Genomic DNA, 22,212 nt, shown 5'->3' on the forward strand with positions numbered 1-22,212 from the left:
GCAAATCTCGAAGGTCGGTCAACCACCTCGTTGAACGCAAGCGTGTACCAACGCGATTCGAGACTCTGTGCGCGCCCAGCAAAGAAGAGAGTTAGAACGAGATGTCCATCCGCTCGAAGATCACCTACACCTTCACCGACGAAGCACCCGCCCTCGCGACCTATTCGCTTCTCCCCATCGTAAAAGCATTTGCCGCCTCCGCTGGCATCGACGTCGAGACCCGCGACATCTCTCTTTCGGGCCGTATCCTGGCCTCCTTCGCTGACAAGCTCGGCGACAAGGCGATCGAAGACGATCTGGCCTACCTGGCACAACTGGCCACCGATCCAAAAGCCAACATCATCAAGCTGCCGAACATCTCCGCCTCGGTACCGCAACTCAAGGGCGCCATTGCCGAGCTGCAGAAGCTGGGCTACGCCGTTCCGGACTTCCCGGAAGACCCGCAGACCGACGAAGAGAAAGACACCCGCGCCCGCTACGCCAAGGTCCTGGGCAGCGCCGTGAACCCGGTCCTGCGTGAAGGCAACTCCGACCGCCGCGCTCCGGCCGCCGTGAAAGCCTACGCCCGCAAGCACCCGCACAGCATGGGCAAGTGGAGCATGGCTTCGCGCTCCCACGCCGACTACATGCGTGGCGGCGACTTCTTCTCCAGCGAGCAGTCGGTCACCATCGGCAAGGCCGGTGAAGTCCGCATCGAGTTCGTCGGCAAGGACGGCAAGGTCGAGACCAAGAAGACCCTGAAGATGCAGGACGGCGAAGTCCTCGACAGCATGTTCATGAGCTGCAGCAAACTGCGCGCCTTCTTCGAGAAGACCCTGCAGGACTGCAAGGAAACCGGCGTCATGTGGTCCCTGCACGTCAAGGCCACCATGATGAAGATCTCCCACCCGATCGTCTTCGGCCACGCCGTCACCGTCTACTACAAGGACGTGTTCGAGAAGTACGGCCAGCTGTTCGAAGAGCTGGGCGTGAACCCGAACAACGGCATCTCCAGCGTCTACGACAAGATCAAGTCGCTGCCGGCCTCGCAGCAGGAAGAAATCCTCCACGACATCCACGAGGTGTACAGCCACCGCCCGGAAATGGCGATGGTCGACTCGGTCAAGGGCATCACCAACCTGCACATCCCCAGCGACGTGATCGTCGACGCCTCCATGCCGGCCATGATCCGCAACTCGGGTCAGATGTGGGGCAAGGACGGCAAGCAGAAAGACACCAAAGCGGTAATGCCGGAAAGCACCTACGCCCGCATCTACCAGGAAATGATCAACTTCTGCAAAACCAACGGCGCGTTCGACCCGACCACCATGGGCAGCGTACCGAACGTCGGCCTGATGGCGCAGAAGGCCGAGGAATACGGCTCCCACGACAAGACCTTCGAAATGGAAGCCGACGGCACCATGCGCGTGGTCGATGCCGACGGCAAGGTGCTGATGCAGCATGAAGTGCAGGCCGGCGACATCTGGCGCGCCTGCCAGACCAAGGACGCCCCGATCCGCGACTGGGTCAAGCTGGCCGTTACCCGCGCCCGCGCCTCCAACACTCCCGCGATCTTCTGGCTGGACCCGGAGCGTGCCCACGACAACGAGCTGCGCAAGAAGGTCGAACTGTACCTGAAGGACCACGACCTGACCGGCCTGGACATCAGCATCAAGGGCTACAACGAAGCCATCCGCACCAGCATGGAGCGCCAGATGCGCGGCCTGGACACCATCTCGGTGACCGGCAACGTCCTGCGCGACTACCTGACCGACCTGTTCCCGATCATGGAACTGGGCACCTCGGCCAAGATGCTCTCCATCGTTCCGCTGATGGCGGGCGGCGGCATGTACGAAACCGGCGCCGGCGGCTCGGCTCCGAAACACGTACAGCAGCTGGTGGAAGAGAACTACCTGCGCTGGGATTCCCTGGGCGAGTTCCTGGCCCTGGCCGTCTCCTTCGAAGAAGAAGGCATCAAGACCGACAATGCCAAGGCCAAGGTACTGGGCAAGACCCTGGACATCGCCACCGGCAAGCTGCTCGACAACAACAAGTCGCCATCGCGCAGGATCGGTGAGATCGACAACCGCGGCAGCCACTTCTACTTGGCCATGTACTGGGCTCAGGCCCTGGCCGAGCAGAACGACGACGCCGAGCTGAAGGCCCACTTCGCCGGCCTGGCCAAGACCCTGACCGAGAAGGAAGCGGCCATCGTCGCCGAACTGAACGGTGTTCAGGGCAAGCCGGCGGACATCGGCGGCTACTACCGTTCCAACCCGGAGCTGACCAGCCAGGTCATGCGTCCGAGCGCGACCTTCAACGCCGCGATCGACGCACTGGCGTAAGCCACTTCGCGTGACACCAGAACCCCCGGGCCTTCCCGGGGGTTCTGCTTTCTGCGCCCCGCCACGTTAAACTCGCGCCTTTTGAGTATCGAGATACAGACCCATGCGCTGGCTAGCACACGTCACCGTCGCCACTATCGTCGAAGACCAGGGCCACTTCCTGCTGGTGGAAGAAATGTCCGCTGACAAAAAACAGGTCTTCAACCAGCCCGCTGGCCACCTGGAGGCCAATGAAACCCTGCTCGAAGCCGCCGTGCGCGAAACCCTCGAGGAAACCGGCTGGGATGTCGAGCTGACCGCCGTCACCGGCATCTACCTCTACACCGCGCCAAGCAACGGCGTGACCTACCAGCGCGTCTGCTTCGCCGCCCGGCCGCTGCGCCAGCATCCCGAACGCCCGCTGGACGACGGCATCCTCGGCGCCCGCTGGATGACCCGCGATGAACTCGCCGCCCAGCCCGAGCGCTGGCGCAGCCACCTGGTACTGCGCTGCATCGACGACTACCTGAAAGGCGAACGCTTCCCGCTGGCCCTGATCCGCGACTGAACCAAGCCCCTGCCGGCAGCCGAGCCTCTACAGCTCGGCTCTGGTAGAATCGCCCTCTTTACCTGTGTTCGTGACCCACTGCCATGTCTGACTCACTCAAAGCTCCCCAGAACACCCGCGTCATCGTCGGCATGTCCGGCGGCGTGGATTCTTCCGTCTCCGCCCTCCTCCTCAAGGAACAGGGCTATCAGGTGGAAGGCCTGTTCATGAAGAACTGGGAAGAGGACGACGGCACCGAGTACTGCACCGCCATGACCGACCTCGCCGACGCCCAGGCCGTCTGCGACCGCATCGGTATCAAGCTGCACACCGCCAACTTTGCTGCGGAATACTGGGACAACGTCTTCGAGCACTTCCTTGAAGAGTACAAGGCCGGCCGCACGCCGAACCCGGACATCCTCTGCAACCGCGAGATCAAGTTCAAAGCCTTCCTCGACTACGCCGTCGCCCTTGGCGCTGACCTGATCGCCACCGGCCACTATGTGCGCCGCCGCGACATCGACGGCCGTAGCGAACTGCTCAAGGGCCTGGACCCGAACAAGGACCAGAGCTACTTCCTCCACGCAGTGGGCGGCGAACAGATCGGCAAGACCCTGTTCCCCGTCGGCGAACTGGAAAAGCCCGAGGTCCGCGCTATCGCCGAGAAACACGGTCTGGCCACCGCGAAGAAGAAGGACTCCACCGGCATCTGCTTCATCGGCGAGCGCCGCTTCAGCGACTTCCTCAAGCAGTACCTGCCGGCACAACCGGGCAACATCGAGACCACCGACGGCACGGTGATCGGCCAGCACGTCGGCCTGATGTACCACACCATCGGCCAGCGCCAGGGCCTGGGCATCGGCGGCTTGAAGAATGCCGACGACAGCCCCTGGTATGTGCTCGAGAAGGATCTGCTGCGCAACGTCCTGGTCGTCGGCCAGGGCAACGATCACCCCTGGCTGTTCTCCCGCGCCCTGCACGCCTCGCACATCTACTGGGTCAACCCCATCGACCTGGACCAGCCCAAGGCCCTGCGCGCCAAGGTGCGTTACCGCCAGGCCGACCAGGATTGCGTGCTGGAGCGCACCGAGAACGGCTATCGCGCCGTCTTCGACGAGCCGCAGCGCGCCGTCACCCCAGGCCAGTCCGTCGTCTTCTATGACGGCGAAATCTGCCTCGGCGGCGGTGTCATCGAATCCGCAGAACCCGCGTTCGCTAAGGACCGTACATGAGCGATCTGCACGACCAGATCATCGCCCTTTCCGGCGTTTTCGAAGCCGCCTCCCTGGTAGACCGCCTCGCCCGCACCGGGCAGATCCCCGAAGCCCCATTGGGCTGCATGCTCGGCAGCCTGCTGGTGCGCGACCCGGAGACCACCCTCGAGGTCTACGGCGGAGACACCGCCAACCTGCGTGAAGGCTTCCGCGCCCTGGCCAGCGCCCTGGAACGCGACCCCAACAGCCTGCAGCGCGAGCCGCTGCGCTACGCCCTGTCGCTGATCGGCCTGGAACGCCAGCTGAACAAGCGCGACGACATGCTCGACATCATGGGTAGCCGTCTGGACCAGATCCAGCAGCAGGTGCAGCACTTCGGCCTGGTCCACGAGAACGTCATCGCCTCCTGCGCCGGTCTCTACCAGGACACCCTGAGCACCTTCCGCCAGCGCATCCAGGTGCACGGCGACATGCGCCACCTGCAGATCAACGCCAACGCCGCGCGCATCCGCGCCCTGCTGCTGGCCGGCATCCGCTCCGCGCGCCTGTGGCGACAGCTCGGCGGCAACCGCTGGCAGATGCTGTTCAGCCGGAAGAAAATGCTCAACGAACTGCGCCCCCTGCTGCGCGGCTGAAACACTTCCTTGCGGTCGCCGCAAGGGCGACCGGTTCGCGCCATTCGTGTATGATGTGCGCCCTTTTCGTTGACCGACAGCTACGAGAACGCCCCATGCAGCTTTCCTCCCTTACCGCGGTATCCCCCGTTGACGGCCGTTACGGCAGCAAGACCAGCGCCCTGCGTCCGATTTTCAGCGAATACGGCCTGATCCGTTTCCGCGTCCTGGTGGAGGTTCGCTGGCTGCAGCGTCTCGCCGCCCACGCCGGCATCCCTGAAGTCGCGCCCTTCTCCACCGAAGCCAACGCCCTGCTGAACCAGCTGGCCGAGGACTTCCAACTGGAGCACGCGCAGCGCATCAAGGACATCGAGCGCACCACCAACCACGACGTCAAGGCCGTGGAGTACCTGCTCAAGGAACAAGCCGCCAAGCTGCCGGAACTGGCCAAGGTCAGCGAGTTCATCCACTTCGCCTGCACCTCCGAGGACATCAACAACCTGTCCCACGCCCTGATGCTGCGCGAAGGCCGTGACAGCGTGCTGCTGCCGCTGATGCGCCAGATCGCCGACGCCATCCGCGAACTCGCGGTGAAGTTCGCCGACATGCCGATGCTCTCGCGCACCCACGGCCAGCCGGCCTCCCCGACCACCCTGGGCAAGGAACTGGCCAACGTCGTCTACCGCCTGGAGCGCCAGATCAAGCAAGTCGCTTCGGTCGAGCTGCTGGGCAAGATCAACGGCGCCGTGGGCAACTACAACGCCCACCTGTCGGCTTACCCGCAGGTGGACTGGGAAGCCAACGCCCGCGAGTTCATCGAAGGCGACCTGGGCCTGAACTGGAACCCCTACACCACCCAGATCGAGCCGCACGACTACATCGCCGAGCTGTTCGACGCCGTCGCGCGCTTCAACACCATCCTCATCGACTTCGACCGCGACGTCTGGGGCTACATCTCCCTGGGCTACTTCAAGCAGAAGACCGTCGCTGGCGAGATCGGCTCCTCGACCATGCCGCACAAGGTCAACCCGATCGACTTCGAAAACTCCGAAGGCAATCTGGGCATCGCCAACGCACTGCTGCAGCATCTGGCCAGCAAGCTGCCGATCTCCCGCTGGCAGCGCGACCTGACCGACTCCACCGTGCTGCGCAACCTGGGCGTCGGCTTCGCCCACAGCGTCATCGCCTACGAAGCCAGCCTCAAGGGCATCGGCAAGCTGGAGCTGAATGCCGCACGCATCGCCGAAGACCTGGACGCCTGCTGGGAAGTCCTGGCCGAACCGGTACAGACCGTGATGCGCCGCTACGGCATCGAGAACCCCTACGAGAAGCTCAAGGAACTGACCCGCGGCAAAGGCATCAGCGCCGAAGCCCTGCAGGTGTTCATCGAAGGCCTCGACATGCCGGCAGAAGCCAAGGCCGAGCTGAAGCAACTGACCCCCGCGAACTACATCGGTAACGCTGCCGCCCAGGCCAAGCGCATCTGAGATTCGCCCTGACTTTGCACGCCCGGCTGTGCCGGGCGTTTTTGTTTCAAGGACTTACACATGAATCCTGCTATTCCTCTTCAGCTTTTGGGCGGCATCAGCGCCGAAGAATTCCTCCGCGATTACTGGCAGAAGAAGCCCCTACTGGTGCGCCAGGCCATCCCCGATTTCAAGAGCCCGCTGGACCCTGACGAGCTGGCCGGCCTCGCCCTGGAAGAGATGATCGAATCGCGCATTGTCCTCGAGCACGGCGACAGCCCCTGGGAGCTGCGCCGCGGTCCCTTCCAGGAAGACACCTTCAGCCAGATGCCCGAGCGCGACTGGACCCTGCTGGTCCAGGCCGTCGACCAGTTCATCCCGGAAGTCGCCGAACTGCTGGAACACTTCAAGTTCCTCCCCAGCTGGCGTATCGATGACGTAATGATCAGCTACGCCGCGCCGGGCGGCGGCGTCGGCCCGCACTTCGACAACTACGACGTGTTCCTGCTGCAGGGCCATGGCCGCCGCCGCTGGAAAGTCGGCCAGACCTGCGACGCGAGCAGCCCGATGCTGCCCCACGCCGACCTGCGCATCCTCGCCGAATTCGAAGAATGCGCCGACTGGGTCCTGGAACCCGGCGACATGCTCTACCTGCCGCCGCGCGTGGCCCACTATGGCATCGCCGAAGACGACTGCATGACCTACTCGGTCGGCTTCCGCGCACCCAGCGCCGCCGAAGTGCTGACCCACTTCACCGACTTCCTCGCCCAGTTCCTCTCCGACGAGGAGCGCTACAGCGACGCCGGCATGGCCGCAATGAAAGGCGACTCCGACCAGCACCAGATCCAGCGCGACGCCCTCGATCGCCTGAAGAACCTGCTGCAGGAGCACATGAGCGACGAACGCCTGCTGCTCACCTGGTTCGGCCAGTTCATGACCGAGCCACGCTACCCGGAACTCGTGGCTGGCGAAGAGATCGAGGAAGAAGACCTGACAGCTGCCATCGAAGACGGCGAAGTACTGATCCGCAACCCCAGCGCCCGCATGGCCTGGAGCGAAGTGGACGTCGGCCTGCTGCTGTTCGCCAGCGGCCAGACCGTGGTGCTGCCGGAAAAACTGCGCGACCTGCTCAAGCTCGTGTGCTCGGCAGAGTCGCTGCACGAAGGGAATCTCGGCCAATGGCTGGCCGACGACGATGGGCGTAAGCTCATCGGAGAACTGATCAAACAGGGCAGTCTGGAGTTTGCCGATGAGTAGCAAGATCAGGGTTCGTGTCGCGGACTGGCAGAAGGATAATGCCGATCTGCGGCGCATTCGCGAGGCGGTTTTCATCGCCGAGCAATCGGTCCCGCCGGAACTCGAATGGGACGCCGAGGATGTCGAAGCCGTGCACTTCCTGGCCTTCGAAGGCGACTACGCCATCGGCACCGCCCGCCTCCTGCCGGACGGGCACATTGGCCGGGTGTCGGTCCTCAAGGACTGGCGCGGCCTGAAGGTCGGCGACCTGCTGATGCGTGCCGCCATCGAACAGGCGGAAAGCCAGGGCCTGCAGCGCCAGTTGCTGACAGCCCAGGTCTACGCCATTCCGTTCTACGAACGACTAGGCTTCCAGGTAGCCAGCGGCGAATTCCTCGACGCCGGCCTTCCCCACGTGGACATGGTGCGCGAGAGCGCCTGAGCAGCGACGAGCAAGGAGCGACATGGATAACGCCCCGGACCAAGACGACCTCCCGGTAGAACTGCCGGACATCGAGTTTCAGTCACCGGGGCGTTTTGCCGTCCATAACCCGCCCAGCGAAGCGCTGCAGCCCGAAGTTCTTGAGCCTGCGCCCTTCCGCCTCGGCGAAGGCGAGGAATTGCACCGCTTCAACAAGCCGGACGACGCCCGCGCCCACGCACTGGCGCTGATCCAGCAAGCGCGCCGCACACTCTATCTCTACACGCCCGACCTCGAGCCGTGGCTGTATCACCACAGCAGCATCCAGGAAGCCTGCACCCAGCTGCTGCTGGGCAATCCGCGCAATCGCCTGATGATCCTGGTCCGCGACAGCAGCCGCGCGGTCAAGGAAGGCCATCGCCTGCTCAACCTCAGTCGCCGGTTGTCCAGCTACTGCCAGATCCGCCGGATCAACCCCGACTATCCGAGCGACGATCATGCCTATCTCCTTGCCGACGATTGCGGCCTGCTGCTGCGGCCCGAGCCCGGCGAATATGCCGGCTACGCGCATTACAACAACGCTGGCCGCGTCCGCCAGCTGATTGCGCAATTCGAACAGACCTGGAACACCAGTGTCCTCGACCCGAACCTGCGGAGTTTCCTGATTTGAGCCGACACCCTCTCGCCCTGATGCTCGCCTGCACGATCAGCCTCACTGCCACAGCCGCGCCGCGCACCGAGATCATCCCGCTCAACTACCGCACCGCCGAAGACGTGCTGCCGGTGGCGCAGCAGGTGCTGGGCAACGAAGGACGCGTCACTGCCTACGGCAATCAACTGGTGGTGAACGCCGAACTGGCGAAGATTCGCGAACTGCAACAGGTAATCGAACAACTGGATACTCGCCCCCATCAGCTACTGATCAGTATCGATACAGTGGACGGCAGCCAGGGCAGCCAGAGCGGCTATTCGGTGAACGGCTCCGTCAGCGCCGGCAACGTCGAGATACAGTCCGGCCGCGGCGAAGTGAACGGCCGCGACCAGGTGCGCATCATCAACCGCTCCACCAGCAGCCGAGGCGGCGGCACCCAGCAGGTACGCGCCACCGAAGGCTCGCCCGCCTTCATCCAGGTGGGCCAGAGCCAGCCGGTGACCAGTGGCGGCATCGGCCCCTACGGCCAGATCTACAGCCAGACCGAGTACCGCGACGCCAACCAGGGCATGTACGTGACCGCGAGCCTCTCCGGCAACCTCGTGCACATCTCCCTGAGCACGCGCAATGACCGCTTCAACAACCACTATCAGGGGTCGATGAACACCAGCGCGGCGGATACCCGGGTCAGTGGGCCGATCGGCCAGTGGATCGAGATCGGCGGCGTCAGCGAGAGCAATCAGAGCACCCAGGGTGGCTACACCCGCCAGTACAGCACCCAGGGACGCAGCGACAGCAGCCTGCGAGTCAAGGTCGACGTGCTCGACTAATCCTTCCGTAGGTGACTTGGCAGTCCCCCTTAGACCTTCGTGTAGTAGTCCAAAAAAAACACTACAAAACGTTTGACGAACGCTCGTTTGAACGTGCATGATGGCTTCGCTCCCGCTAACCAGAGGGTCTCAAAGCCCTCCGGACCGAGCCTGTGGCCCACCCGCCGCGCTGGTCCGTGTTGTTAAGCCCACAAGGCGGATCGACGAGGTTGCGACTGGCAAGAGGTTGTCCTGAGGGACGGGGAAGCAAGCCTTAGCAACAGTACGAAGTGACGGATTCAGCCGTCCACCATTGCCCAACGGCTGCCACGAGCCGGCAAGCGATTCTGGATGTCACCGCTGCAGTCACCCGTCTGTACGCCGCTCTACCCCACTCCTCCAGCGTCACTCCTTCTTTCGGTCGCACTTTCGCCATCCCGCGGCGAGCAACCCGCAGTCAATTCCGTCCAGATACGGGGTTTGAGTGGGTAAGTCGGTGCTCAACCACACACATACTTTGAAGGATTGACCATGTCCGCTTATCAAAACGACATCAAGGCCGTTGCCGCTCTGAAAGAGAAAGCCGGTAACAGCTGGAGCGCTATCAACCCCGAGTCGGTTGCCCGCATGCGCGCTCAGAACCGCTTCAAGACTGGTCTGGACATCGCCAAGTACACTGCGGCCATCATGCGCAAGGACATGGCCGAGTATGACGCCGACAACTCCGTCTACACCCAGTCCCTGGGCTGCTGGCACGGCTTCATCGGCCAGCAGAAGCTGATCTCGATCAAGAAGCACCTGAAGACCACCAACAAGCGCTACCTCTACCTGTCCGGCTGGATGGTTGCCGCGCTGCGTTCCGACTTCGGCCCGCTGCCCGACCAGTCCATGCACGAGAAAACTGCCGTTTCCGGCCTGATCGAAGAGCTGTACACCTTCCTGCGCCAGGCTGACGCCCGCGAACTTGACCTGCTCTTCACCGCCCTGGACAGCGCTCGCGCTGCCGGCGACAAGGCCAAGCAGGACGAAATCCAGGCCCAGATCGACGGCTACGAAACCCACGTAGTACCGATCATCGCCGACATCGACGCCGGCTTCGGCAACCCGGAAGCGACCTACCTGCTGGCCAAGAAAATGATCGAAGCCGGTGCCTGCTGCATCCAGATCGAAAACCAGGTTTCCGATGAGAAGCAGTGCGGCCACCAGGACGGCAAAGTGACCGTTCCGCACGAAGACTTCCTCGCCAAGATCAACGCCGTTCGCTACGCGTTCCTCGAGCTGGGTGTTGACGACGGCGTGATCGTTGCTCGTACCGACTCCCTGGGTGCCGGCCTGACCAAGCAGATCGCCGTGACCAAAGAGCCGGGCGACCTGGGCGACCAGTACAACTCCTTCCTGGACTGCGAAGAAGTTTCCGCTGCCGAGCTGCAGAACGGCGACGTGGTGATCAACCGCGGCGGCAAGCTGCTGCGTCCCAAGCGCCTGGCTTCCAACCTGTTCCAATTCCGCAAGGGCACCGGCGAAGACCGCTGCGTCCTGGACTGCATCACCTCGCTGCAGAACGGCGCCGACCTGCTGTGGATCGAAACCGAGAAGCCGCACGTGGGCCAGATCAAGGGCATGGTTGACCGCATCCGTCAGGTCATCCCGAACGCCAAGCTGGTTTACAACAACAGCCCGTCGTTCAACTGGACCCTGAACTTCCGCCAGCAGGTGTTCGACGCGTTCGTTGCCGAAGGCAAGGACGTTTCCGCCTACGACCGCGCCAAGCTGATGAGCGTCGAGTACGACGAGACCGAACTGGCCCAGGTTGCCGACGAGAAGATCCGCACCTTCCAGCGCGACGGTTCCGCTCATGCCGGCATCTTCCACCACCTGATCACCCTGCCGACCTACCACACCGCCGCGCTGTCCACCGACAACCTGGCCAAGGGCTACTTCGCCGACGAGGGCATGCTGGCCTACGTGAAGGGTGTACAACGTCAGGAGCTGCGTCAGGGTATCGCCTGCGTCAAGCACCAGAACATGGCTGGCTCGGACATCGGCGACAACCACAAAGAGTACTTCGCTGGCGAAGCCGCTCTGAAAGCCTCGGGTAAAGACAACACCATGAACCAGTTCCACTAAGAACTGGCTCACCAGCCCTTCGGGGCTGGCAGGCTCCACGAAACCCCGGCCTCGGCCGGGGTTTCGCTTTTTTGTGCTTGGCCGAACCGCCAGACGTCTTCTCCCCGCCCGCCAAGGGCAGGTTCGCTTCGACCTGCCAGCCTCGCGCTTCCTTTATATGAATGGAAACGCCCCTCCATGAAAGGTATGCCCAAGCGCAACCGCCTCGCACTCGCCGCCCATCTCATCCAGCGTCTGCCGCACCGTCTTCATGAGCCGTTGCTCAGCCGACTGTTCTGCTCCCAGGTGCGCTTCGCCGGTACCGCCAGCGTGCGCATACAGAAGCTCTCCGACAGCGAGGTGCGCATGAGCCTGGCCAACCATCGCCGCGCTCGCAACCACATCGGCGGCGTCCATGCCGCCGCCATGGCGCTGCTCGCCGAATCTGCCAGCGGCTGCATGGTCGGAATGAACCTGCCCGACCACAAGCTGCCGCTGATCAAGACCCTCAAGGTGGACTATCTGCGTAGGGCCAGCGGCAGCCTGCGCGCCATCGCCACGCTGACGCCGGAACAGCGCCGCGCAATGTAGGAAGACGATCGAGGCGAGGCGCTCATACAGGTGACTCTCCTGGATGACGCCGGGGCCGAACCGGTGCGCTGCGAGATGCGCTGGGCATGGATTCGGAAGGGAAATTGAACCACCCGAATGCCACGGCGACCAACGAGTTCACAGAGGAGTAGTTCGAAGTCGGATACCAGGCGAAATAAAACCCGCGGCGCTTATATGTAGTAAAGTTACGGATATACGACACTGCAAATGATAATATTTATCATTCATGAAGTGTCGATTTATTGCGCCCGAATACCTCGAAAGTACTATTCGACCAAAGCCGAAGTGCCGTCACACTAAGCATCCAGAGCCGCGCAAACAGGGCGCTACGGAAAATGCAAAAGCCTTTTGCCCGAAATAGAAGCATCTGTTTGTGTTGGAAAAATTTACTTGCTGAAGGCTTTGGGCATAAAATTGGAAAGATGACCTGAACCCTTAGCTCGCTATGCTTGAGTTGTCGGGTTCGCAGTAGTCGGGCCTTGCGCCCGAAACCCAAGACAATCGTTATTTGTAGGAAGGAGTATCGGCATGCCCAATCCAGCTGAACTTGCAGCTCAACACTGGGGACTCGCCGCCTTCCTTTTAGGAGTGCTGGGCCTGCTCGCCTTCATGCTAGGGGTTTCCAGCCTGCTTGGCAGTAAGGCATTTGGTCGCAGCAAGAACGAACCGTTCGAATCGGGGATCGTTCCTACCGGCAGCGCACGCCTGCGTCTGTCGGCAAAATTCTATCTGGTCGCGATGCTCTTCGTGATCTTCGACGTCGAAGCCCTCTTCCTCTTCGCCTGGTCCGTGTCCGTCCGTGAAAGCGGTTGGGCCGGCCTGATCGAGGCAACCATTTTCATAGCAATTCTGTTGGCAGGTCTTGTCTACCTGTGGCGTATCGGCGCGCTCGATTGGGCGCCGGCGGCACGTCGCGCACGGCAGGCGAAGCTAAAACAATGAGGCTTTGGCGATGCAATACAAACTTACCCGGATCGATCCGGATGCGCCCAATGATCAATACCCGATCGGCCAGCGCGAAACGGTAGAAGACCCGCTCATCGAAGGGCAGGTCCACAAGAACATCTTCATGGGCAAGCTCGAGGATGTTCTCAACGGTGCGGTGAACTGGGGTCGCAAGAACTCCCTTTGGCCGTACAACTTCGGGCTGTCCTGCTGCTACGTGGAGATGACCACGGCGTTCACCGCGCCGCACGACATCGCCCGTTTCGGCGCCGAAGTGATCCGTGCATCGCCGCGCCAGGCTGACTTCATGGTCATCGCTGGCACCTGCTTCATCAAGATGGCTCCGGTCATCCAGCGCCTGTACGAGCAGATGCTGGAACCCAAGTGGGTGATCTCGATGGGGTCGTGCGCCAACTCCGGCGGCATGTACGACATCTACTCGGTCGTTCAGGGGGTCGACAAGTTCCTCCCCGTGGACGTGTACATCCCCGGCTGCCCGCCCCGCCCGGAGGCGTTCCTGCAAGGCCTGATGCTGCTGCAGGAATCCATCGGCCAGGAGCGTCGCCCGTTGTCCTGGGTCGTAGGCGATCAAGGCGTCTATCGCGCCGACATGCCTGCCCAGAAGGATCTCAAGCGCGAACAGCGCATTGCGGTCACCAACCTGCGCAGCCCCGACGAAGTGTGATCCGGCCCTCCGCCAGAGGCCCGTTTTCACTCCACCGTTGACCGAGTGACTTAAAGACTATGAATGCAGACTCCGCTCTGTACATCCCGCCTTACAAGGCAGACGACCAAGATATCGTCGTCGAACTGAATTCCCGCTTTGGCGCCGAGACCTTCACCGTCCAGGCCACCCGCACCGGCATGCCGGTGCTCTGGGTTGCCCGTGAGCGCCTGATCGACGTCCTCACCTTCCTGCGCAATGTGCCCAAGCCGTACGTCATGCTCTATGACCTGCACGGTGTCGACGAGCGCCTGCGCACCCACCGTCGCGGCCTGCCGGGCGCCGACTTCAGCGTGTTCTACCACCTGATGTCGCTCGAACGTAATAGTGACGTGATGATCAAGGTGGCCTTGTCCGAGGGCGACCTCAACCTGCCCACCGCCACCCGTATCTGGCCGAACGCCAACTGGTACGAGCGGGAGGTCTGGGACATGTACGGGATCACCTTCAATGGTCACCCGCACCTGACCCGCATGCTGATGCCGCCGACCTGGGAAGGTCACCCGCTGCGCAAGGACTACCCGGCGCGCGCCACCGAGTTCGATCCCTACGCGCTGTCCGCCGCCAAGCAGGACCTCGAGCAGGAAGCCCTGCGCTTCAAGCCCGAAGACTGGGGCATGAAGCGCCACGGCGAGAACGAGGACTTCATGTTCCTCAACCTCGGCCCGAACCACCCGTCCGCCCACGGTGCGTTCCGCATCATCCTGCAGTTGGATGGCGAAGAGATCCTCGATTGCGTTCCGGAGATCGGCTACCACCACCGTGGCGCCGAGAAGATGGCCGAGCGTCAGTCCTGGCACAGCTTCATCCCCTACACCGACCGCATCGACTACCTCGGCGGCGTGATGAACAACCTACCGTACGTGCTCTCGGTCGAGAAGCTCGCCGGCATCAAGGTGCCGCAACGCGTCGACGTCATCCGCATCATGATGTCGGAGTTCTTCCGCATCCTGAACCACCTCCTCTACCTGGGTACCTACATCCAGGACGTGGGTGCGATGACCCCGGTGTTCTTCACCTTCACCGACCGCCAGCGCGCCTACAAGGTCGTCGAAGCCATCACCGGCTTCCGCCTGCACCCGGCCTGGTACCGCATCGGCGGCGTAGCCCACGATCTGCCGCGGGGCTGGGACAAGCTGGTCCGCGAGTTCCTCGACTGGATGCCCAAGCGCCTGGACGAATACGAAACCGCCGCCCTGAAGAACAGCATCCTGCGTGGCCGTACCATCGGCGTTGCCGCGTACAACACCAAGGAAGCGCTGGAATGGGGCACTACCGGTGCCGGCCTGCGCGCCACCGGCTGTGATTTCGACCTGCGCAAGGCCCGCCCCTACTCCGGCTACGAGAATTTCGAGTTCGAAGTACCGCTGGCGGCAAACGGCGACGCCTACGACCGCTGCATGGTCAAGATGGGCGAGATGCGCCAGAGCCTGCGTATCATCGAGCAGTGCCTGAAGAACATGCCCGAAGGCCCGTACAAGGCCGACCACCCGCTGACCACGCCGCCGCCCAAAGAGCGCACGCTGCAGCACATCGAAACCCTGATCACCCACTTCCTGCAGGTTTCCTGGGGCCCGGTCATGCCGGCCAACGAAGCCTTCCAGATGGTGGAAGCGACCAAGGGCATCAACAGCTACTACCTGACGAGCGATGGCAGCACCATGAGCTACCGGACCCGCATCAGGACGCCCAGCTTCGCGCACCTGCAGCAGATTCCGTCGGTGATCAACGGCAGCATGATTGCCGACCTGATCGCCTATCTGGGCAGTATCGACTTCGTTATGGCCGACGTGGACCGCTGATCATGAGTACCCTTATCCAGACTGATCGTTTCGAACTCAGCGAAACCGAGCGCTCGGCCATCGAGCACGAGATGCATCACTACGAGGACTCCCGCGCGGCGTCCATCGAAGCCCTGAAGATCGTCCAGAAGCAGCGCGGCTGGGTGCCGGACGGCGCCATCCCGGCCATCGCCGACATCCTCGGCATTCCGGACAGCGACGTCGAAGGTGTGGCTACCTTCTATAGCCAGATCTTCCGCCAGCCGGTCGGCCGCCACATCATCCGCGTCTGCGACAGCATGGTCTGCTACATCGGCGGCCACGAGTCCGTGGTCGGCGAGATCCAGAAGCAGCTGGGCATCGGCCTCGGCCAGACCACCGCCGACGGCCGCTTCACCCTGCTGCCGGTGTGCTGCCTGGGTAACTGCGACAAGGCCCCGGCGATGATGATCGACGACGACACCTTCGGCGACCTGCGTCCCGACGGCATCGCCAAACTGCTGGAGGCCTACGCATGAGCCGCCTCACCTCCTACGGCACGCCCAACCGCACCGCGCGCGCGGCCGAAACCCATCCGCTGACCTGGCGCCTGCGTGACGACGGCGCCCCGGTCTGGCTGGAGGAGTACCAGTCGAAGAACGGCTACGCCGCCGCGCGCAAGGCGCTGGCGCAGATGGCCGCCGACGACATCGTCCAGACCGTCAAGGACTCCGGCCTAAAGGGCCGCGGCGGTGCGGGCTTCCCCACCGGCGTGAAGTGGGGCCTGATGCCCAAGGACGAATCCCTCAACATCCGCTACCTGCTGTGCAACGCGGACGAGATGGAGCCCAATACCTGGAAGGACCGCATGCTCATGGAGCAGCTGCCGCACCTGCTGGTGGAAGGCATGCTGATCTCTGCGCGCGCGCTCAAGGCCTACCGCGGCTACATCTTCCTGCGTGGCGAGTACGTCGACGCCGCCCGCAACCTGAACCGCGCCATCGATGAAGCCAAGGCCGCAGGTCTCTTGGGCAAGAACATTCTCGGCAGCGGCTTCGATTTCGAGCTGTTCGTCCACACCGGCGCCGGTCGCTACATCTGTGGCGAAGAGACCGCGCTGATCAACTCGCTGGAAGGCCGCCGGGCCAACCCGCGCTCCAAGCCGCCCTTCCCCGCCGCCGTTGGCGTCTGGGGCAAGCCGACCTGCGTGAACAACGTCGAGACCCTGTGCAACGTGCCGGCGATCGTCGAGCACGGAGTCGACTGGTACAAGGGCCTCGCCCGCACGGGCAGCGAAGACATGGGCACCAAGCTCATGGGTTTCTCCGGCAAGGTGAAGAACCCCGGCATCTGGGAACTGCCCTTCGGCCTCCCCGCCCGCGAGCTGTTCGAGGACTACGCCGGCGGCATGCGCGACGGCTACAAGCTCAAGGCCTGGCAACCGGGCGGCGCCGGTACCGGCTTCCTCCTGCCGGAGCACCTGGACGCCCTGTTCTACGCCGGCGGCGTCGCCAAGGTCGGCACCCGCATGGGTACCGGTCTGGCCATGGCGGTGGACGACAGCGTCAACATGGTTTCCCTGCTGCGCAATATGGAAGAGTTCTTCGCCCGCGAATCCTGCGGCTGGTGCACGCCGTGCCGTGACGGCCTGCCGTGGAGTGTGAAGGTGCTGCGCGCGCTGGAGAAAGGCGAAGGCGCCCAGGGCGACCTGGAAACCCTAGAGCAGCTCGTCAACTTCCTCGGCCCCGGCAAGACCTTCTGTGCCCACGCACCGGGTGCCGTCGAGCCGCTGGGCAGCGCACTGAAGTATTTCCGTCCGGAGTTCGAAGCGGGCATTTCCCGCCAGGCTCAGGCCGTACAAGCACCGCAGACCGTCGGCGCTTGATGCTTTGATCGCCGGGCACTGCGCCCGGCGTTGTTTCGTTGTTGTGCCGCGGCGTGCCGCCGGCCCGATGAAACCGTGATTTCTATTAGCCACGCCCGCTGACAACGGGCCAACGAAGACTTAGACCCATGGCCACGATCCACGTAGACGGCAAGACGTTAGAAGTCGACGGAGCGGACAACCTGTTGCAGGCCTGTCTCTCCCTCGGTCTCGACATCCCCTACTTCTGCTGGCACCCGGCGCTCGGAAGCGTCGGCGCATGCCGCCAGTGCGCGGTCAAGCAGTACACCGACGAGAACGACAAACGCGGTCGTCTCGTCATGTCCTGCATGACTCCCGCCACCGACAACACCTGGATTTCCATCGAGGACGAAGAGGCCAAGCAGTTCCGCGCCAGCGTCGTCGAATGGCTGATGACCAACCACCCGCACGACTGTCCGGTCTGCGAGGAAGGCGGTCACTGCCACCTTCAGGACATGACGGTGATGACCGGCCACAACCAGCGCCGGTACCGCTTCACCAAACGCACCCACCAGAACCAGGAGCTCGGCCCGTTCATCGCCCACGAGATGAACCGCTGCATCGCCTGCTACCGTTGCGTCCGTTACTACAAGGACTATGCCGGCGGCACCGACCTGGGCGTCTACGGCGCGCACGACAACGTCTACTTTGGCCGTATCGAGGACGGTGTACTGGAGAGCGAATTCTCCGGCAACCTGACCGAGGTCTGCCCGACCGGCGTGTTCACCGACAAGACCCACTCCGAGCGCTACAACCGCAAGTGGGACATGCAGTTCGCCCCGAGCATCTGCCATGGCTGCTCCAGCGGCTGCAACATCAGCCCCGGCGAGCGTTACGGTGAAATCCGCCGCATCGAGAACCGCTACAACGGCTCGGTGAACCACTACTTCCTGTGCGACCGCGGCCGTTTCGGCTACGGCTACGTCAACCGCGAAGACCGTCCGCGCCAGCCGCAACTGATGCTGAGCAAGCAGAAGCTCTCGCTGGACGGCGCCCTGGACCAGACCGCTGCCCTGCTCAAGGGCCGCAAGGTCATCGGTATCGGCTCGCCGCGCGCCAGCCTGGAAAGCAACTACGCCCTGGCTGAACTGGTCGGCGCGCAGAACTTCTACAGCGGCGTCTCCGCCGACGAACTTCAGCGTCTGCAGCTCGTCCTGAAAGTCATGCAGGACGGCCCGCTGCCGGTGCCGACCATCCGTGACATCGAAGACCACGACGCCGTGTTCGTCCTCGGCGAAGACCTGACCCAGACCGCTGCCCGTATCGCCCTGGCCCTGCGCCAGTCGGTGAAAGGCAAGGGCGAGGACATGGCCGCCGCGATGAAGATCCAGCCGTGGCTCGACGCCGCGGTGAAGACCATCGCCCAGCACGAGATGAACCCGCTGTTCATCGCCAGCCTCGATGAAACCCGCCTCGACGACGTGGCCGCCGAGTGCGTCCACGCCGCTACCGAAGACCTGGCCCGCCTGGGCTTCGCTGTGGCCCACGCCATCGACCCGAGCGCCCCGGCCGTGGCCGGCCTCGATGCCGAAGCCGCCGCCCTGGCCCAGCGCATTGCCGATGCGCTCGTCGCTGCCAAGCGTCCGCTGGTCATCTCCGGCACCTCGCTGGGCAGCAACGCCCTGATCGAAGCCGCGGCCAACATCGCCAGCGCGCTGAAGAACCGCGAGAAGAACGGCTCCCTGAGCCTGGTGGTTCCCGAAGCCAACAGCCTGGGCCTGGCCCTCTTCGGCGGTGACTCCGTGGAAGCCGCCCTGGAGCAACTGACCTCCGGTGCCGCCGATGCCGTGGTGATCCTGGAGAACGACCTGTACCGCCGCGCCGACGCTGCCGCTGTCGATGCTGCATTGGCCGCTGCGAAGATCGTCGTCGTCGCCGATCACCAGCAGACCGCTACCAGCGCCAAGGCCACCGTCCTGCTGCCAGCCGCCAGCTTCGCCGAGGGCGACGGCACCCTGGTCAGCCAGGAAGGCCGCGCCCAGCGCTTCTTCCAGGTCTACGATCCGACCTACTACAACGCCGACAACCTGGTACGCGAAGGCTGGCGGTGGCTGCACGCCCTGCACAGCACCCTCGAAGGCAAGCGTGTCGACTGGACCCAGCTGGACCACGTGATCGACGCCGTCGTCGCCGCCAAGCCGCAACTGGCCGGCATCCGCGAAGCCGCGCCGAACGCCGCGTTCCGCATCAAGGGCCTGAAACTGGCGCGCGAGCCGCACCGCTACTCCGGCCGTACCGCCATGCGCGCCAACATCAATGTCAGCGAGCCGCGCCAGCCGCAGGACATTGACTCCGCGTTCGCCTTCTCCATGGAAGGCTACGCCGGCAGCGCCGAACCGCGTCAGCAGATTCCGTTCGCCTGGTCCCCGGGCTGGAACTCCCCGCAGGCCTGGAACAAGTTCCAGGACGAAGTCGGTGGTCACCTGCGTGCCGGCGATCCGGGCGTGCGCCTGATCGAGGCCAAGGGCGAAGCCCTGTGGTTCAGCGAGATTCCCGCGCCGTTCCACACCGCTGCCAGCCAGTTCAAGGTGGTGCCCTTCTATCACCTGTTCGGCAGCGAAGAGAATTCCGCCAAGGCCGCCCCGGTGCAGGAGCGCATCCCGCAGACCTACGTCACCCTGGCGAAAGCCGAGGCTGACCGCCTGGGCGTCAACCAAGGCGCGATCATCCGCCTGACCGTCAAGGGCCAGGAACTGCGCCTGCCGCTGCGTGTGAGCGAAGAGCTCGGCGCCGGCCTGGTCGCCCTGCCGATCGGTCTGCAAGGCATTCCCGCCGGTGTCATCGGCGCCGTGGCTGAAGGTCTGCAGGAGGCTGCGCAATGAGCTTGATGAGCATGAGCTGGCTGACCCCCGCCGTCGTCGACATCATCATCGAAGTCATCAAGGCTATCGTCATCCTGCTCGCCGTGGTCGTCTGCGGCGCGCTGCTCAGCTGGGTCGAGCGTCGTCTGCTCGGCCTCTGGCAGGACCGCTACGGTCCGAACCGGGTCGGCCCCTTCGGCGCCTTCCAGCTCGGCGCCGACATGCTGAAGATGTTCTTCAAGGAAGACTGGACCCCGCCGTTCGCCGACAAGATGATCTTCACCCTCGCGCCCATGATCGCCATGGGTGCGCTGCTGGTGGCGTTCGCGATCATCCCGATCACCCCGACCTGGGGCGTGGCAGACCTGAACATCGGCATCCTGTTCTTCTTCGCCATGGCCGGCCTGACCGTGTACGCGGTGCTATTCGCCGGCTGGTCGAGCAACAACAAGTTCGCCCTCCTCGGCAGCCTGCGCGCCTCGGCCCAGACCATCTCCTACGAGGTGTTCCTGGCCCTGTCGCTGATGGGCATCGTGGCCCAGGTCGGTTCGTTCAGCCTGCGCGACATCGTCGATTACCAGGCCGAGCACATGTGGTTCATCATTCCGCAGTTCTTCGGCTTCATGACCTTCTTCGTTGCCGGCGTCGCCGTGACTCACCGTCACCCGTTCGACCAGCCCGAAGCCGAGCAGGAACTGGCCGACGGTTACCACATCGAGTACGCCGGCATGAAATGGGGCATGTTCTTCGTCGGCGAGTACATCGGCATCGTGCTGGTGTCCGCACTGCTGGCAACCCTGTTCTTCGGCGGCTGGCACGGCCCCTTCGGCATCCTGCCGCAGATTCCGTTCATCTGGTTCGCCCTGAAAACCGGCTTCTTCATCATGATGTTCATTTTGCTGCGGGCCTCCATCCCACGCCCGCGCTATGACCAGGTGATGGCCTTCAGCTGGAAGTTCTGCCTCCCGCTGACCCTGATCAACCTGCTGGTGACCGGCGCTGTCGTGCTGGCCAGCCAGTAAGGAGTAGGACCATGATCAAGTACATTTTCGACGTGGTGCACGGCACCTACACCCAACTGCGCAGCCTGGTGATGATCTTCGGTCACGCCTTCCGCAAGCGCGACACCCTGCAGTACCCGGAAGAGCCCGTGTACCTGCCGCCGCGCTACCGCGGGCGCATCGTGCTCACCCGCGACCCCGACGGCGAGGAGCGCTGCGTAGCGTGCAACCTGTGCGCCGTGGCCTGCCCGGTCGGCTGCATTTCCCTGCAGAAGGCCGAGACCGATGACGGTCGCTGGTACCCGGAGTTCTTCCGCATCAACTTCTCCCGCTGCATCTTCTGCGGCCTGTGCGAAGAAGCCTGCCCCACCACCGCGATCCAGCTGACCCCGGATTTCGAGATGGGCGAGTTCAAGCGCCAGGACCTGGTCTACGAGAAGGAAGACCTGCTGATCTCCGGCCCCGGCAAGAACCCGGACTACAACTTCTACCGCGTGGCCGGCATGGCGATTGCCGGCAAGCCGAAAGGCGCCGCGCAGAACGAAGCCGAACCGATCAACGTCAAGAGCCTGCTGCCGTAAGGAGACGTCGCGTGGAATTCGCTTTCTACTTCGCCGCCGGCGTCGCCGTGCTGGCAACCTTCCGGGTCATCACCAACAGCAACCCGGTGCATGCCCTGCTCTACCTCATCATTTCGCTGCTCGCGGTATCGATGACCTTCTTCAGCCTCGGCGCCCCGTTCGCCGGTGCCCTGGAAATCATCGTCTACGCCGGCGCGATCATGGTGCTGTTCGTCTTCGTGGTCATGATGCTCAACCTCGGCCCGGCGATTGCCGAGCAGGAGCGCAAGTGGCTCAAGCCCGGCGTCTGGGTCGGCCCAGGCGCCCTGGCGGCTGTGCTGCTGGTCGAGCTGCTGTGGATGCTCTCGCGCACCCCGAGCGGAATCGGCATCGGTCACACCACCGTGGACGCCAAGGCCGTGGGCATCAGCCTGTTCGGCCCGTACCTGCTGGTTGTCGAACTGGCCTCGATGCTGCTGCTGGCGGCACTGGTCGCCGCCTACCACCTCGGCCGCCACGAAGCGAAGGACTAACA

20 protein-coding genes are annotated in these 22,212 nt (G+C 63.5%); all 20 read left to right on the forward strand.

The genetic code is table 11. The annotated features are described in order from the left end of the window. Positions 1 to 101: 101 nt before the first annotated feature. The 20 genes from MJ122_RS08985 to nuoJ all read left to right on the forward strand — a co-directional run bounded on the left by MJ122_RS08985 (position 102) and on the right by nuoJ (position 22,210). The gene (locus tag MJ122_RS08985) at positions 102 to 2,324 is read left to right on the forward strand and encodes an NADP-dependent isocitrate dehydrogenase (protein WP_088421502.1); all 2,223 of its coding nucleotides are present in this window, start codon (positions 102 to 104) and stop codon (positions 2,322 to 2,324) included. A 103-nt stretch (positions 2,325 to 2,427) separates the two neighbouring features. After that, positions 2,428 to 2,871 (forward strand): NUDIX hydrolase, encoded by a 444-nt coding sequence (locus MJ122_RS08990; protein WP_239743815.1) that lies wholly within the window; start codon positions 2,428 to 2,430, stop codon positions 2,869 to 2,871. 83 nt (positions 2,872 to 2,954) lie between these two features. Beyond that, on the forward strand, positions 2,955 to 4,082 hold the full coding sequence (gene mnmA, locus MJ122_RS08995) for a tRNA 2-thiouridine(34) synthase MnmA (protein WP_088421500.1): 1,128 nt from the start codon (positions 2,955 to 2,957) through the stop codon (positions 4,080 to 4,082). Next, positions 4,079 to 4,699: a high frequency lysogenization protein HflD gene (hflD, locus tag MJ122_RS09000; protein ID WP_239743817.1), complete on the forward strand. Its 621-nt coding sequence runs from the start codon at positions 4,079 to 4,081 to the stop codon at positions 4,697 to 4,699. Before mnmA ends, hflD begins: the two co-directional genes overlap by 4 nt. Before the next feature lie 95 nt (positions 4,700 to 4,794). Beyond that, entirely contained in the window at positions 4,795 to 6,165 is a 1,371-nt protein-coding gene (gene purB, locus MJ122_RS09005) for an adenylosuccinate lyase (protein WP_239743819.1), read from the forward strand. 60 nt (positions 6,166 to 6,225) lie between these two features. Further along, positions 6,226 to 7,401 carry a cupin domain-containing protein gene (locus MJ122_RS09010; protein ID WP_239743821.1) on the forward strand — a complete coding sequence of 392 codons (1,176 nt, stop codon included), beginning with the start codon at positions 6,226 to 6,228 and terminating at the stop codon, positions 7,399 to 7,401. After that, entirely contained in the window at positions 7,394 to 7,822 is a 429-nt protein-coding gene (locus tag MJ122_RS09015) for a GNAT family N-acetyltransferase (RefSeq protein ID WP_017517103.1), read from the forward strand. The genes MJ122_RS09010 and MJ122_RS09015 overlap by 8 nt, the downstream gene beginning before the upstream one ends. A 22-nt stretch (positions 7,823 to 7,844) precedes the next feature. After that, complete coding sequence (locus MJ122_RS09020) at positions 7,845 to 8,471, forward strand: histone acetyltransferase HPA2 (protein WP_239743823.1); 627 nt, start codon at positions 7,845 to 7,847, stop codon at positions 8,469 to 8,471. Positions 8,472 to 8,491: 20 nt separating this feature from the next. Further along, a complete protein-coding gene (locus MJ122_RS09025; RefSeq protein ID WP_239743915.1) occupies positions 8,492 to 9,283 on the forward strand; it encodes a secretin N-terminal domain-containing protein in 792 nt (263 codons plus the stop codon). Between the two features lie 510 nt (positions 9,284 to 9,793). Further along, positions 9,794 to 11,389 carry an isocitrate lyase gene (locus MJ122_RS09030; RefSeq protein WP_239743826.1) on the forward strand — a complete coding sequence of 532 codons (1,596 nt, stop codon included), beginning with the start codon at positions 9,794 to 9,796 and terminating at the stop codon, positions 11,387 to 11,389. A 177-nt stretch (positions 11,390 to 11,566) separates the two neighbouring features. Then, positions 11,567 to 11,959: a DUF4442 domain-containing protein gene (locus tag MJ122_RS09035; RefSeq protein ID WP_239743828.1), complete on the forward strand. Its 393-nt coding sequence runs from the start codon at positions 11,567 to 11,569 to the stop codon at positions 11,957 to 11,959. Positions 11,960 to 12,508: 549 nt separating this feature from the next. After that, positions 12,509 to 12,922: an NADH-quinone oxidoreductase subunit A gene (locus MJ122_RS09040; protein ID WP_017517108.1), complete on the forward strand. Its 414-nt coding sequence runs from the start codon at positions 12,509 to 12,511 to the stop codon at positions 12,920 to 12,922. Between the two features lie 10 nt (positions 12,923 to 12,932). Beyond that, entirely contained in the window at positions 12,933 to 13,610 is a 678-nt protein-coding gene (locus MJ122_RS09045) for an NADH-quinone oxidoreductase subunit B (protein ID WP_017517109.1), read from the forward strand. A 59-nt stretch (positions 13,611 to 13,669) separates the two neighbouring features. After that, entirely contained in the window at positions 13,670 to 15,451 is a 1,782-nt protein-coding gene (gene nuoC, locus MJ122_RS09050; protein WP_088421493.1) for an NADH-quinone oxidoreductase subunit C/D, read from the forward strand. Then, the gene (gene nuoE / locus MJ122_RS09055) at positions 15,448 to 15,948 is read left to right on the forward strand and encodes an NADH-quinone oxidoreductase subunit NuoE (protein WP_239743917.1); all 501 of its coding nucleotides are present in this window, start codon (positions 15,448 to 15,450) and stop codon (positions 15,946 to 15,948) included. The genes nuoC and nuoE overlap by 4 nt, the downstream gene beginning before the upstream one ends. Then, a complete protein-coding gene (gene nuoF / locus MJ122_RS09060) occupies positions 15,945 to 17,294 on the forward strand; it encodes an NADH-quinone oxidoreductase subunit NuoF (RefSeq protein ID WP_239743830.1) in 1,350 nt (449 codons plus the stop codon). The genes nuoE and nuoF overlap by 4 nt, the downstream gene beginning before the upstream one ends. A gap of 128 nt (positions 17,295 to 17,422) precedes the next feature. Then, positions 17,423 to 20,137 carry an NADH-quinone oxidoreductase subunit NuoG gene (nuoG, locus tag MJ122_RS09065; protein WP_239743832.1) on the forward strand — a complete coding sequence of 905 codons (2,715 nt, stop codon included), beginning with the start codon at positions 17,423 to 17,425 and terminating at the stop codon, positions 20,135 to 20,137. 11 nt (positions 20,138 to 20,148) lie between these two features. Beyond that, positions 20,149 to 21,138 (forward strand): NADH-quinone oxidoreductase subunit NuoH, encoded by a 990-nt coding sequence (nuoH, locus tag MJ122_RS09070; protein ID WP_088421580.1) that lies wholly within the window; start codon positions 20,149 to 20,151, stop codon positions 21,136 to 21,138. Positions 21,139 to 21,149: 11 nt separating this feature from the next. Next, on the forward strand, positions 21,150 to 21,698 hold the full coding sequence (gene nuoI, locus MJ122_RS09075; protein ID WP_015477483.1) for an NADH-quinone oxidoreductase subunit NuoI: 549 nt from the start codon (positions 21,150 to 21,152) through the stop codon (positions 21,696 to 21,698). An 11-nt stretch (positions 21,699 to 21,709) separates the two neighbouring features. Then, positions 21,710 to 22,210 carry an NADH-quinone oxidoreductase subunit J gene (nuoJ, locus tag MJ122_RS09080; RefSeq protein WP_239743835.1) on the forward strand — a complete coding sequence of 167 codons (501 nt, stop codon included), beginning with the start codon at positions 21,710 to 21,712 and terminating at the stop codon, positions 22,208 to 22,210. Positions 22,211 to 22,212 lie beyond the last annotated feature (2 nt).

It is taken from the genome of Pseudomonas sp. DP-17, assembly GCF_022380625.1.
GTDB classification, from domain to species: domain Bacteria; phylum Pseudomonadota; class Gammaproteobacteria; order Pseudomonadales; family Pseudomonadaceae; genus Pseudomonas; species Pseudomonas nitroreducens_A.

Excerpts from the sequence above, each read along its gene's own strand:
- MJ122_RS08985 (WP_088421502.1), top strand. The coding sequence starts at position 102 with ATGTCCATCCGCTCGAAGATCACCTACACCTTCACCGACGAAGCACCC.
- MJ122_RS08990 (WP_239743815.1), top strand. The coding sequence starts at position 2,428 with ATGCGCTGGCTAGCACACGTCACCGTCGCCACTATCGTCGAAGACCAG.
- mnmA (WP_088421500.1), top strand. The coding sequence starts at position 2,955 with ATGTCTGACTCACTCAAAGCTCCCCAGAACACCCGCGTCATCGTCGGC.
- hflD (WP_239743817.1), top strand. The coding sequence starts at position 4,079 with ATGAGCGATCTGCACGACCAGATCATCGCCCTTTCCGGCGTTTTCGAA.
- purB (WP_239743819.1), top strand. The coding sequence starts at position 4,795 with ATGCAGCTTTCCTCCCTTACCGCGGTATCCCCCGTTGACGGCCGTTAC.
- MJ122_RS09010 (WP_239743821.1), top strand. The coding sequence starts at position 6,226 with ATGAATCCTGCTATTCCTCTTCAGCTTTTGGGCGGCATCAGCGCCGAA.
- MJ122_RS09015 (WP_017517103.1), top strand. The coding sequence starts at position 7,394 with ATGAGTAGCAAGATCAGGGTTCGTGTCGCGGACTGGCAGAAGGATAAT.
- MJ122_RS09020 (WP_239743823.1), top strand. The coding sequence starts at position 7,845 with ATGGATAACGCCCCGGACCAAGACGACCTCCCGGTAGAACTGCCGGAC.
- MJ122_RS09025 (WP_239743915.1), top strand. The coding sequence starts at position 8,492 with ATGCTCGCCTGCACGATCAGCCTCACTGCCACAGCCGCGCCGCGCACC.
- MJ122_RS09030 (WP_239743826.1), top strand. The coding sequence starts at position 9,794 with ATGTCCGCTTATCAAAACGACATCAAGGCCGTTGCCGCTCTGAAAGAG.
- MJ122_RS09035 (WP_239743828.1), top strand. The coding sequence starts at position 11,567 with ATGAAAGGTATGCCCAAGCGCAACCGCCTCGCACTCGCCGCCCATCTC.
- MJ122_RS09040 (WP_017517108.1), top strand. The coding sequence starts at position 12,509 with ATGCCCAATCCAGCTGAACTTGCAGCTCAACACTGGGGACTCGCCGCC.
- MJ122_RS09045 (WP_017517109.1), top strand. The coding sequence starts at position 12,933 with ATGCAATACAAACTTACCCGGATCGATCCGGATGCGCCCAATGATCAA.
- nuoC (WP_088421493.1), top strand. The coding sequence starts at position 13,670 with ATGAATGCAGACTCCGCTCTGTACATCCCGCCTTACAAGGCAGACGAC.
- nuoF (WP_239743830.1), top strand. The coding sequence starts at position 15,945 with ATGAGCCGCCTCACCTCCTACGGCACGCCCAACCGCACCGCGCGCGCG.
- nuoG (WP_239743832.1), top strand. The coding sequence starts at position 17,423 with ATGGCCACGATCCACGTAGACGGCAAGACGTTAGAAGTCGACGGAGCG.
- nuoH (WP_088421580.1), top strand. The coding sequence starts at position 20,149 with ATGAGCTGGCTGACCCCCGCCGTCGTCGACATCATCATCGAAGTCATC.
- nuoI (WP_015477483.1), top strand. The coding sequence starts at position 21,150 with ATGATCAAGTACATTTTCGACGTGGTGCACGGCACCTACACCCAACTG.